6 protein-coding genes are annotated in these 13,034 nt (G+C 70.5%); all 6 read left to right on the forward strand.

Going from position 1 to position 13,034, the window contains the following annotated elements; all coding sequences use genetic code 11:
* The first annotated feature begins 58 nt into the window (after positions 1 to 58).
* Positions 59 to 1,084 (forward strand): A/G-specific adenine glycosylase, encoded by a 1,026-nt coding sequence (mutY, locus tag IEY70_RS16630; RefSeq protein ID WP_373290808.1) that lies wholly within the window; start codon positions 59 to 61, stop codon positions 1,082 to 1,084.
* Positions 1,085 to 1,170: 86 nt separating this feature from the next.
* On the forward strand, positions 1,171 to 2,001 hold the full coding sequence (locus IEY70_RS16635) for an isoprenyl transferase (protein ID WP_189066152.1): 831 nt from the start codon (positions 1,171 to 1,173) through the stop codon (positions 1,999 to 2,001).
* A 375-nt stretch (positions 2,002 to 2,376) separates the two neighbouring features.
* On the forward strand, positions 2,377 to 2,874 hold the full coding sequence (locus IEY70_RS16640; protein ID WP_189066153.1) for a hypothetical protein: 498 nt from the start codon (positions 2,377 to 2,379) through the stop codon (positions 2,872 to 2,874).
* Between the two features lie 61 nt (positions 2,875 to 2,935).
* Positions 2,936 to 5,254: a DUF11 domain-containing protein gene (locus IEY70_RS16645; RefSeq protein WP_189066154.1), complete on the forward strand. Its 2,319-nt coding sequence runs from the start codon at positions 2,936 to 2,938 to the stop codon at positions 5,252 to 5,254.
* A 157-nt stretch (positions 5,255 to 5,411) separates the two neighbouring features.
* The gene (locus IEY70_RS16650) at positions 5,412 to 8,204 is read left to right on the forward strand and encodes a DUF11 domain-containing protein (RefSeq protein WP_308425528.1); all 2,793 of its coding nucleotides are present in this window, start codon (positions 5,412 to 5,414) and stop codon (positions 8,202 to 8,204) included.
* Positions 8,205 to 8,206: 2 nt separating this feature from the next.
* Positions 8,207 to 12,979 (forward strand): DUF11 domain-containing protein, encoded by a 4,773-nt coding sequence (locus tag IEY70_RS16655; protein ID WP_189066155.1) that lies wholly within the window; start codon positions 8,207 to 8,209, stop codon positions 12,977 to 12,979.
* The last annotated feature ends 55 nt before the right edge of the window (positions 12,980 to 13,034 follow it).

Consider the following 13,034-nt stretch of genomic DNA (forward strand, 5'->3'; position numbering starts at 1 on the left):
TGCCCGCGTGACCCGTACCGCATCACCCGCCTCCGCGCTGCCCGCCGCTGCCCCGGCCCTGGCTGATCTGGCCCCGGTTGATCTGTCGGCGGTGCGCGCGGCGCTGCTGGCGTGGTTCGACCGGACCGGCCGCACCCTGCCCTGGCGTGCCGGGCCGGAGGGCGCGCGGGACCCGTACCGCGTGTGGGTCGCGGAAATTCTGCTTCAGCAGACGCAGGTGGCGCGTGGAACGGTCTACTATGACCGTTTTCTGACAGCCTTCCCGACCGTGCAGGATCTCGCGGCCGCGCCGCAGGAAGCAGTCCTGAAAGCCTGGGAGGGTTGCGGGTACTACGCCCGCGCGCGGAACCTGCACCGGGCCGCGCAGCAGGTCGCGCAGGACGGCTTTCCCGGTTCGTATGACGGGTGGCTGGCCCTGCCGGGCGTGGGGCCGTACACGGCGGCGGCTGTCAGCAGCCTCGCGCTGAACGAGGCCCGCGCCGTGAACGACGGCAACGTGCGCCGCGTCCTGGCCCGCCTGCACGCCGAGGCGCAGCCCACGCCCGCCTGGGTGCAGGCCCGCGCCGACGCGCTGCTGGACCCGGCGCGGCCCGGCGCGTGGAACGAGGCGGTCATGGACCTGGGCGCGACCGTCTGCACGCCCGCCGCGCCCCGCTGCGGCGCGTGCCCGTTGCAGGGCTGGTGCGCGGCGTTCGCGTCCGGGGCGCCCGCCGCCTACCCCGCCCCGAAGGTGCGCGCCGCCGTGCCGGACGTACCGGTGGTGGCCGTCCTGATCGGCACGCCGCAACGGGCGGCACTGGAACGCCGCGCGGGCACGCTGCTGGGCGGCCTGATGGGCCTGCCGGCCGAACCGCTCGCCAGCGGCGAGACCCCGCAGGCGGCCCTGGAGCGCCTGTGCGCCCGCCTGAACGCCAGCCCCGGCGCGTTCCTGGGCACCCTGACGCACGTCATGACGCACCGCCGCGTCACGCTGCACCTGTACGCCGCGCAGGCCGACCTGCCGCGCCACGTGGTGGCCGACGAGGCCCTGTCGCGGCTGGATCAGAAGGCGCTGGCCCTGGCCGCGCAGCCCGCGCTGCTGTGAAGGTGGGGCTGTGACCGCGCGGGCGCACGGGGCCGCCTCGTCCGTTCGGGGGGCGTGAACGCCGCCCGGCGCGTTAGACTGCGTGCATGTCGCGTGAGCCGCTTAAAGTCGCCGTCCGGTCCATCCAGAAAACGCGGAACGCGGCCCGCGGCGCCCTGCTGTGGGGCTATGAACAACGTCTGGCGCGTGAGGTCACGGATCACGGGCACCTGCCCCGCCACCTGGGCCTGATTCTCGACGGGAACCGCCGGTTCGCCCGTGCCAGCGGCATCCAGCGTGAAATGGGCCACTCGTTCGGAGCGGACAAGGCGCACGAGGTGCTGCAGTGGTGCCTGGAACTCGGGATTCCCGCCGCGACCATCTGGGTGCTGTCCACCGACAACGCCAGCCGCGACCCGGCCGAACTGGCGCACATCCTGGGTCTGCTGGAAAAGGAAGCCCGCAACCTCGCCACCGACCCGCGCATTCACGCCAACCGCGTGCGGGTGCGCGCCATCGGGCAGCACGACGGGTTCCCGCCGCAGGTACTGGCCGCCCTGAAAGACCTCGAAGAGAAGACCGCGCAGTACGACGGCATGCGTCTGAACATCGCCGTCGGCTACGGGGGCCGCGAGGAGATCGTGGACGCCGTCAAACGTCACCTGCACGAGCAGCAGCAGGCCGGGCTGAGCCTCGCGCAGGCCGCCGCCGACCTGAGCCCCGAGCACATCAGCGCGCACCTGTACGCCGCCGACATCCCCGACCCGGATTTCATCATCCGCACCAGCGGCGAGATCCGCCTGTCCGGGTTCATGCTGTGGCAGAGCGTGTACTCCGAGTACTACTTCTGTGACGTGTACTGGCCCGGTTTCCGCCGCGTGGATTTCCTGCGCGCCCTGCGGGACTTCCAGGGCCGCGACCGCCGCTTCGGCCGGTAGCCCTGGCCCTGCTCCCCCCGCGCGCTGGTCCCGTGCACCGGTAAGGCCGCTCCCTGTTCTCGGGGGCGGTCTTCTGTCTGGCGGCGGCGGTCAGCAGGGTGCCGCCGCAGTACCCCCAGAGGGGGCCATGCCAGGACCGCTTGACGGGCCCTGCCCGGCCCATTACCCCGAAAATGTCGGCCTCATGGGTTGTTTCGGGTTTTCGTGAGACGTGCGCCGCAGCGGGTTGCCCGGTCAGTTGTGCGGCTATTCCAGCCATGCCGGAATTCTCACAAATTCTGTAAGTCACCCGTAAGACCGTGATTCCTACGCTGCCTTCAGTTAGACGAGCGGTCTGCTCAGAACAGCCCGACCCGCCGCCCTCAAGGAGAACGCATGAACATCCGCATCCCCATCATCCTGAGCACCCTGCTGATCGGCACGGCCCTGGCGCAGAACGCCAGTCCGCTGAGCCTGGACCTGAGCACCGCTCTGGTCCGCAGCGTCAAGGTCGACGGCAAGGTCACCGAGCAGCTGTCCCCCAACCCCAGGACCGTGCTGCCGGGCGACGTCATCAGCCAGATCGTCACGGTCCGCAACACCTCCAAGAACCCCCTGGCCAGCGTGCCCGTCACGCTGCCCGTCCCCAAGGCCACCATGTACGTCGCCCCCGAGAAGGGCATGAACGTGGCCCTCACCGAGTACTCCATCGACGGCGGCAAGACCTTTGCCGTTGCTCCGCTGAAAAAGAAGATCACGGTCACCGAGAACGGCAAAAGCGTGATCAAGGAGGTGGAAGTGAAACCCAGCGAGTACACGACCGTCCGCTGGACGATCCGTGAAATCAGCGCCAATCAGGCACTGAAATTCGGTTACCGCGCCCAGGTCCGCTGAACTTCAGCAGGTTCACCCCGCCCCCCCCGACCCGCCCACTTTCTTTTCCCGGAGGAAAACCATGAAACGTAGCACCCAACTGATCGCCCTGATGGCCGCCCTGGCCGCCGGTTCCGCAGGCGCCGCTGGCACCCTGGCCGGCACCACCATCGAGAACACCGCGACCGCCAGCTTCGAGGATCCCGCCAACGCCGGCAGCACCCTGAGCAGCACCTCGAACACCGTGCAGACCGTCGTGCTGCCCAAGCCCGACTTTGACATCGTTTACACCGACGGCACCACCGACGGCAACACCATCACCACCACCCCGGTCCTCACCACCGGCGCGGTCCCCGGTCAGGTCATCACCACCCCCTACTCGCTGGTCAACAAGGGCAACACCCCCCTGGACATCGTCGTGAACGCCGACACCACCGGCAGCGCCGCAGGTTCGACCGTCAAGTACTACCGCGTGAACCCCGACGGCAGCCTGGGCGCCGAGATTCCGGCCGGCACCGCCGTGACCGTCACCCCCGACGATCCCTCCACCCCCGCCGACGAGGGCATCGTGAAGATCGCGCAGGTCATCACCCTGCCCACCGACCCGGCCCTGATCACCCCCACCAGCGTGTTCGGTGCGTCCCCCGAGGGCACCGTGGTCGGTACCGCCGGCGCCGATCCCCTGGTCACCCCCGGCAACGGCTACGCCAGCGGCACCACCATCCAGGAAGAGAACAAGGCCGTCAACACCGACCTGCAGTTCACGCGCATCACGGTGTACGCCCCCGCGCTGGACAACAACCCCAACACCAACCCCGGCACGCCCGTCGACAGCGCCGGGAACCCCCTGCCCCCGGCCAGCGTGCCGCCCGTCACCAGCGTCAGCGTGCCCACCGAAGTGGTCGGCAAGGTCGGCGACAACACCCCGGTCGTCAGCGCGCCCGGTTACATCACGCCCGCCCCCACCACGCCCCCCGCCACGCCCAGCCCCGTGCCCGGCGGCGCGACCGACCCCACCCCCGGCGGCACGCCCATCGCCACGAACGTCGCCGGTGACGAGCAGATCGCCTACCCGGCCGCCGATACGAACACCACGCCCGACAAGGTCGTGTTCACGAACACCCTGACCAACACCGGCGGCGCGACCGACAAGGTGCAGCTGTTCCCGGCGCTGGCCGACGGCACGCCCGACCCCGCCTACACCTTCGACCCGGCCACCGGCGTGTTCACGAACACCGCGACCGGCGTGACCATCCGCTTCCTGGACCCCGTGACCGGCGAGCCCATCAAGGTGTCCGTCGACCCGACCAACCCGACCGTCGCGCAGTACCCCACCGTGACTGTCCCGGACGGCAGCACCGTCGTGTACCGCACGGAAGTCACCTACCCCGACGCGAACGACTCGGCTCCCATCGCCCCGATCAGCGTGGTCATCGGTGCGGACTCTCTGAAGGACGCCGGTCTGGTGTCGAACAGCAACACCAAGAACACCATCCTGCCGCCCGCCGCGCAGTTCGGTGACGCCACCGGCACGCTGGGTGCCGCCGCGACCCCCGCGCCCGTCCAGACCGTGAACCCCAACGGCGTGAACAGCGGCATCAGCAGCCCGGACTTCAGCGACGCGACCGCCACCTTCCCGATGGACGTCGTGAACAACGGCCAGTACAACGACAGCTACACCCTGAGCGGCACCGTCACCCTGACCGACGCCGTGACCGGTAACCCCGTGGTCGTCCCGGTCCTGTACTACGCGCCGGACGGCTCCCTGCTGCCCCGCGTCAGCACCGACCCGGCCAGCCCCGACTACAACAAGTTCATCACGCCCGTCGTGGCCCCCGGCACCGAGTACAAGCCCGTGGCGGTCATCCAGGTGCCGGCCGGCACGCTGACCGGCGACTACACCGTCACGCAGAACGCCGTGGGGAACTACAGCACCATCCCCATGACCGACACGAACAACATCATCCGCGTGGCGCCCGCCGGGTCCGTGGCCGTCGCCAAGTTCATCGCCAAGGCTGGCGTGGTCGCCGGAACCGACCCCAAGAACGGCATCGACAACCCCACCGACTACACCGCCAGCGGCGCGAACGGCGCCAAGCCCGGCGACACCCTGAGCTACAGGATCATCGGTAAGAACACCTACAACACCGATGTGAACGCGTTCTTCCTGAGCGATACCGTGCCCGCCAACACCTCCTTCGTCAGCGTGGCCCTGAGCCCCGCGCCCGTCAAGACCATCTACCGCGTGGACGGCGGCGCCTGGAGTGCCACCGCCCCCGCCGCCGGACTGGCCGCCGGCACCGTGATCGACGTGGCCGTGGACGCCGACGGCAACAACCTGCCCGACGCCCTGGCCCCCGGCGCCACCCTGACCGCCGACTTCACCGTCACCGTCAACTGATCTGCCCGAGACGCGCCCTGCACTGACGCGGGGCGCGTCTCTTCACAACACCAGAATCTTCACAACACCAGAAACCGATATTGAATTCCGCACATTTGAGTGCGCCACCCCTTTTCACCTGCGCGCCCTGCCCGGCGCGCCCCGCAAGGAGACTCCCGTGACCCGCTTCCCCCTGACCCCCAATCTGATGCTGACCGGCCTGCTGATCCTGGCGGGTCAGGCTGCCGCCGCCCGCACCCCCGCCGGGACCGAGATCACCAACCAGGCGCAGGCGGAATTCATCCCGCCGACCTCGCCGGACCCGGTCCGGGCGGTGTCGAACACCATCGTCACGGTCGTGCAGGCGGTCTGCTCGGTCAGCGTCACGCCGGACGGCACGGTGCCGCAGCCGGGGCAGTCGGCCACGCTGCTGCCCGGCGAGCAGGCCGCGTTCCAGTACACGGTCGTGAACACCGGGAACACCACCGGGGACTTCCCGGTCCTGGCGCGCGGCGAGGCGGGCAGCACCATCAGCCCGGCGCTGCGCGTGATCCGCGACCTGAACGGCAACGGCCGTCCCGACACGAACGAACCCGAAGTGGACCGCGTGACCCTGGCCCCCGACGACAGCGCCGCGCTGCTGCTGGTCGTGGACACCAGTGACGCGCAGGGCGACGCGTACGTGAACCTGATCGCCAGTTGCGCCGGTGGCGAGAGCGCCGACAGCAACAACGTGAGCCGCGTGCAGGTCGGGCCGCCCCCGGTGCTGGGCGTGCAGAAGTCCTTCACGCCTGCGCTGGTGCGGCCCGGCAGCGAGACGACCGTGACGGTCAGCACCAGCAACACCGGCCAGGGCGAGAGCCGCGAGGTGATCCTGACCGACCTGCTGGCCGAGCAGGCCGCGCAGGGCCTGACCTTCGTGGCTGGCAGCGCCCGCACGAACACCGGCACGCTGGAGTACACCCAGGACGGCGTGACCTGGACGGCGCAGGAGGTCGCGCCGGTGCGCGGCGTGCGCGTGCGCGCCGAACGCCTCGCGCCGGGCGCCAGCATCGTCCTGACCTTCCGGATGCTGGCCGGCGCGGCCGCCGAGAACCAGGTCATTCCGAACACCGCGACCGCGCAGACCGGCGGCAAGAGCAGCAGCGGCAGCGCCAGCGCCGACGTGCGGTACCTGCCGGCCGTGGCGATCGGCCCGGTCGGGGTGCCCGAAGCGCCCGAGAACACGCCGGCCGACTCGCAGAGCCGCGCGTTCGCGGTGGTGGGGCAGCAGGTGTGCTTCGATCACACCGTCAAGAACACCGGGGACGTGCGCGACAACTTCCGCATCACCGTCACGTACCCGCAGGGCGGCGCGACCAGCGTGCTGTACGGCGAGAACGGGCAGCCGCTGGCGCAACCGCTGGTGCTGGACCCCGGTCAGACGGCGCTGGTCCGCATCTGCTACGACGCGCAGCAGGCCGGGCCGCTGGAATCCCTGATCACCGTCAACGGTGACCGTGGCACCAGCAACACCACCCGCGACCTCGTGGGCGTGGTCGAGGCCGGACTGCCGGAACTCACCAAGTCCTTCGAGGCGACCACGCAGGGTGATGCGGGGCAGACCGTGGTCATCCCGGCGGGCGGCACCGTCGCGCAGGGCGACACCATCACGTACACCCTGACGGTCCGTAACCCCTACACCCGCGCCCTGACGAACGCGGTCGTGACCGACCCGATCCCCGCGCACGTGGACTTCACGAGCGCCAGTGACGGCGGCGTGGTCAGCGGGCAGCCGGGCGCGCAGTCGGTTCAGTGGAACCTGGGCACCCTGGCGCCCGGCGAGAGCCGCAGCCTGACGGTCGTGACGCAGGTCTCGACCCGCGCGCAGGACGGCGAGGCCCTGAAGAACATCTTCAACCTCGTGACCACCGAACTGACCCAGCCGCTGCCCAGCAACGAGGTGCAGACCCCGGTCTGGACGGCCAAACTGATCATCGAGAAGACCGTCAGTGCCAAGGAAGCCACCTTCGGCGACCGCCTGACGTACACCCTGAAGATCACCAACGAGTCCCGCACGACCGCCATCATCGACGCGGTCGTGAACGACACCCCCGCGCGCGGACTGGAGTACATTCCCGGCACCAGCACCCTGGGCGGCCAGCCGCTGGCGGACCCGGCCATCGCGGCGGGCGTCCTCACCTGGAACGGCGGGATCATCCCGGCCGGCGGTTCGATCCTGATCACGTACCAGACGCGCGTGACCCCGGAAGCGACCGGCGACCTGATCAACACCGTGGAGGTCAGCGGGAAGGGAGCGGGCGGCGTGGCCCGCGCCATCGCCAGTAACCGCGCCACCGCCACCACCAAACTGAACCCCCTGAAGTTTGCGCCGATCGCCGACATCGTGGGGACCGTGTTCGTGGACCGCAACCGCAACGGCCTGTTCGACCCGCTGCTGGACACCCCCGTCGAGCGTGCCCGCGTGCTGCTGGCCGGGGGGCGGCAGGTTGTGACAGATCCGAAAGGTCGTTACTCGTTCCCGAACGTTCCGACCGGCACGCACGCCCTGCGCCTGGACCCCGGCACCACGCCGTACCCGCCGCTGAACGTCCCGCAGGACGGCGCGCTGAGCGGCACGCAGACGGTGTTCGTGCGCGGCCTGACCAGCGTTGACTTCCCGCTGGCCCCGCTGGGCGGCGATATCAGCGCCGTGCGCCGCACCACCCTGACCGTGGGTGACGTGACGGTCGAGAAGGCCGTGTACGCCACGGAAGGCGGGTACGTGGTCACGCTGCGCGTCGTCACACCCCGCGCCCTGAAAGGCGTGCAGCTGAACGACCCGCTGCCTACAGGTGCCGTTTTGAAAGAAGGCGGAAATACCTACGCCGGTACTCTGGACGCAGGTGAGAGAAACTTCACCTACCGCTTTGACTGGACAGGCGAGCCACGGGCCGCCACCACCGACCCGGTCATCAGCTGGAGGTACTGAACGTGCAACCCGACTTCAAACGCTTCGCGACTGCCCTCTCGGCCCTGCTGGCCGTCAGCGTCAGTGCCAGCGCCCAGGAAATCAGCACCAGCCTGCCGCTCACCACGGTCGGTGACCGTCTCACCTGGTCGGTCGGGGATCAGGACCTCACGCTGAATGTGCCGCTCGACGGTCCCGTCCGCCTGGAGCTGTACAGCCCCCGCCTGGACCAGAGCGACTACCGCAGCGACACCTACTACGGTGACGAGCAGTACGACGCCAACCGCAGCGACGTCACGACCACCTTCACCCTGATCGGCGAGGACGGCGCGGCTGTCCTGACCCGCACCTTCACGCCCGGCGCGCACGACTGGGAAACCCTGCTCGACCAGACCCTCCCGGCCGGACGTTACCGCCTGAAGGCCGTCACGCAGGGCAACGGCAAGAACACCTTCGCCGTGCGCCTCGCCGGGATCAGCGCGTCGGTCAGCGCCGACCGCCTGAACGTGAACGTGCACTCGCAGGACTGGGTGCCCGCCGTGAACGTCAGCACCGACGGGCAGGCCCACGTGCTGCGCATGTACGACGGCGACGGCCCCCAGGAACTCCAGGCCCGCCTGCGCGACGGGCAGGGCAACGTCACGCCCCTGACCGTCAGCGCCGACCTGGCCTTCACGGACCTGACCCTGCCCGCGCAGGCCGGGAACTACACCGTGGAACTGCGCCAGCCGCCCACGGCCCGCCAGTTCAGCAACACCGTCGGCTTCAGCCTGACCCGCGCCGGGGTGCCCGAACCCATCACCATCAGCCGCGTCGACCAGACCGGACTGCTGCGCGTGACCGCCGAACTGATCCTGCCCGGCGGCGCGCAACCCACCGCCGCGTCGGCCATTGTCGGCAAGACCCCGGTCACGGTGGACGGTATCTTCGCGCAGCGCGTCGCGCCCGGCCAGTACGCCGTGGTGCCCGACCCGGTGCCCGGCGCGGACGTCAGCGTGGACACCGGCAGCGTCACCGTCCCGAAAAACGGCGAGGGCGAGGCGCACATCAAGATCCGCCCGACCGTCGCCCTGACCCTGAGCAGCGACAAACCCGACGTGTGCGTGGGCGACACCGTCACCCTGACCGCCCGCGCCAGCACCGCCTACGCCGGCGACCTGCCGCTGGACCTGAGCCTCGACACGGCCGGCCTGAACGTGCAGGGCCTGAACTCCGTGCAGGGCACCCTGAGTGCGGCCCGCCCCGGCGAACTGCGCCTGACCGGCACTGCCACCCAGAGCGGCCCGCTGACCGTCACGGCCCGCCTGGCCCCCTGGGCGCAGGAGCAGAGCGTCACCCTGAACGTCCGCCCGGACGTCACGACCCTGCAACTGAGCCGCGACCCGCTGAGCGACGCGACCGTCGGCGACGAGATCACCGTCACGCTGCGCGTCACGAACACCGGCACGCGCGCCGCGCCGTACCTGCTGGCCGACATGGTCCCCGCCGGACTGGAAGCCCTGAGCGCCGCCCAGTTCAGCGGCACGCTGCAACCCGGCGAGACCCGCGAACTCAGCTACCGCGCCCGCGTGACCGCCGCCGGAACGCAGTCCATGCAGGCGCACCTGCGCACCCCGGACTGCGCCGCCACCCAGACGGTCAGCGGCGCCCTGACCGCGCAGCCCGTCCCGGTCGCCGCGCCCGCCCCGGCCCCCGAGCAGCGCCGCGCCAGCACCGTCACCCTGCCCTTCGACGCACCCCGGCAGGCGACCGAACTGATCGTCGCGCACAGCGTGCCCGAAACCGCCACGCTGGTGCCCGGCAGCAGCCGCCTGGACGGCCAGCCCATCCCGGACCCCGTGCGCGGCCCCAGCGGCACGCTGTACTGGGTGCTGCCCGAACCCTCCAGCAGCCCCGCCACGGCGGGCGGCGCGGCCCTGCGCGGCGCCGTCACCTACGACCTCGCGCACGCCGGACCGCTGGCCGAACTGCCCGCACCCGCCCTGCTGGCCCGCTACCGCGGTGGCCGCAGCGAGAACCTCGAAGGCCGCGTGGACCTGGCCGACCTGAGCGCCGCGCGCAGCGTCACGGCCGCCACTGCCGTCACCGAGAACCCCGGCGCGATCAAGTACCCCCTGGACGGCAGCCAGATCCGCATCCGCGACCGCATCAGCGTGGTCGTCGAGGTGCCCGCCACCCAGGACGCCAGCCTGCGCGTGAACGGCGCCGTCATGCCCGACAGCAGCGTCGGCGAGGTCGTCAGCGACCCGGAACGCGGCACCCGCCGCGTCACGTACGTCGGCGTGCCCCTCAAACCCGGCCCGAACGCCCTGAACGTCGGCGCGGACAGCATCCAGGTGCAACTGGTCGGCGCGACCACGCACGTCGAGGTCACGCCGGGCGAGATGACCGCCGACGGCAGCACCCCGCTGCGCGTGCACTTCCGCGCGCTGGACGCCCACGGCAACCTGACCACCCAGTCCACCCTGACCCTGCGCAGCAACCTCGAACCGCAGACCCCCGACCAGAACCCCACCGAGGCCGACTACCAGATCGCCCTGGTGGACGGCGAGGGCGACCTGATCCTGCACCCCCAGGCGTCCCCCACCACCCTGAAACTCGGCGTGCTGGTCGGCCAGGACATCAAACCCTACTCCTTTGAAGTCAAACCCGACAGCAGCCGCGTGGGCGTCGGCGTGGTCAGCGCCACCCTCGGCCTGGACGGCAGCCTCAGCCTCGCCGACGACCTGACCTGGACCGCCCGCGCCTCCTACGAAGGCCCGCTGGCCGGCGGGAAACTGTACGTCGCCGCCGACAAGGACGGCCTGCCCACCAACCGCGACACCCTCAAGCGCTTCAGCGTGTACGGGGACAGCAGCACCGAGAGCGTGCCCCTGCAGGGCATCGACCCCGTCGCCCTCAGCTACGACCACCCCACCCTGCGCGCCGAGTACCGCCAGACCAGCCTGCCCATCGACGTCCTGCCGGTCGGCGAGCAACTGACCGCCCTGACCGTCACCAGCAAGAGCAACCCCCAGGTGTCCGCCTTCGCCGCACTGGTCCCCGAGGACCGCGTCAGCGACGAACGCGTCACCCCCGAAGGCACCCGCCTGCTGCGCCTCGCCAACGGCGACATCGCCCAGGGCAGCGAAACCCTGGAAGTCCTGACCACCGAACGCGACACCGGCAAGGAACTGCGCCGCGTCACCCTGCAACGCAACGTGGATTACATCCTCGACCACCGCACCGGCATCATCACCCTGGCCCGCGCTCTGGACACCACCGACGCCCAGCTGAACACCGTGACCGTCCTCGCCAGCTACCGCCTGAACAACCCTCTCGCCCAGCGCAAGGCCGCGTTCGGCGCGCAGGTCAAGTACACCGGCAGGAACTACACGGTCGGCGCGGCCGCCATCAGCCTCGACCAGACCGTCACGACCGGCGCGCGCGCCACCTACGACAACGGCACCACCCGCGCCGACGGCCTCCTCGCGTACTCCGGCGGCATGCAGGGCAGCGCCGACCTGAGCACCACGCTCGGCCAGCACGCCATCCAGGCCCGCATCCGCTACCAGGACGGCCAGTACGACGGCCTCGCCCCCTTCAGCCCCGGCCTGACCACCAGCGCCAGCGTCGACAGCCGCCTGACCCGCAACCTCAGCAGCAGCGTCCAGGCCGAGTACCACAACACCCTGGGCACCACCGACACGGACACCAGCGGCGGCAGCGTCACCGGCCGCGCCGACTACCGCCTCGCGCCGTTCAGCGTCGGCGCCGGCCTCAAGTACGCCTTCGGTGACCAGTACGGCGTCGGCGCCGTCCTCAGCGCCGGCTACCACCAGAAACCCATCGACGTGGACGTCGTCCACACCCAGCCGCTCACCGGGAACCTCGACACCACCACTACCATCACCACCCGCTACGCCGTCACCGACACCGTCAGCATCGGCCTGAGCGACCAGATCAACTGGAAAACCGGGCACACCGCCAGCCTCAACCTCGAAAGCCGCCTCGGCAACACCAACTACCAGGTCGCGTACGACCTCCCCAACGCCGGCGGCCAGGGCAACCGCGCCCGCTTCGGCGTCAGCACCACCCTGCCCCTCACCGACCGCCTGACCGCCGGACTGCGCGGCAGCGCCACCTACGACATCAGCGCCGCCCAGACCAACCTCGGCGCCGGCGCCGACCTACGCTACGCCACCGACCGCGTCAACGCCACCCTCGGCACCGACCTCACGTACACCACCAAAGGCTTCGGCGTGGTGCTGCGCAGCGGCGTCAGCGGCAGCCTGAGCGAACACCTCAGCCTCACCGCCGACGGCCTGATGGAATTCGGCGCCGGCAAGAACGGCCAGCGCGCCGCCCTCGGCTACGCCTACCGCAACCGCACCTTCAACTCCCTGGGCACCGTCCGCTACGTGAACGGCACCCTGGCCGGCAACCAGCCCGAACTGAGCAGCAACTTCGCCGCCGAGTACCGCCAGCCCACCTGGGCCGTCCGCGCCGGACTGGACACCCGCACCCTCCTGAACGACCCCGGCAGCTTCACCGCGCAGTTCGGCGCCAGCAGCACCTACTACGTCACCGACCGCATCGGCATCGGCGCCTGGGGCCGCGCCATCACCCAGCCCGCCAGCCAGAACACCCAGTACGGCTACGGCCTCGAAGCGTCCGTGCGTGCCCTGCCCGGCACCTGGATCACCGCCGGGTACAACCCCGCCGGCTTCACCGGCCTCGGCAACACCTACACCAAACAGGGCGCCTACCTGCGCCTCGACCTGACCATCGACGAAACCCTCGGCCAGAACAAGTAACCCTTACCCGCCCAGTGGGGGAGAGCTGCGGACACCCCGCCGCCCTCCCCCGCAT

Source organism: Deinococcus seoulensis (assembly GCF_014648115.1).
Lineage (GTDB): Bacteria > Deinococcota > Deinococci > Deinococcales > Deinococcaceae > Deinococcus > Deinococcus seoulensis.

What these genes read in the sequence shown, in the direction of transcription:
- IEY70_RS16635 (WP_189066152.1), top strand. Translation starts at nt 1,171, where the DNA reads ATGTCGCGTGAGCCGCTTAAAGTCGCCGTCCGGTCCATCCAGAAAACG.
- IEY70_RS16640 (WP_189066153.1), top strand. Translation starts at nt 2,377, where the DNA reads ATGAACATCCGCATCCCCATCATCCTGAGCACCCTGCTGATCGGCACG.
- IEY70_RS16645 (WP_189066154.1), top strand. Translation starts at nt 2,936, where the DNA reads ATGAAACGTAGCACCCAACTGATCGCCCTGATGGCCGCCCTGGCCGCC.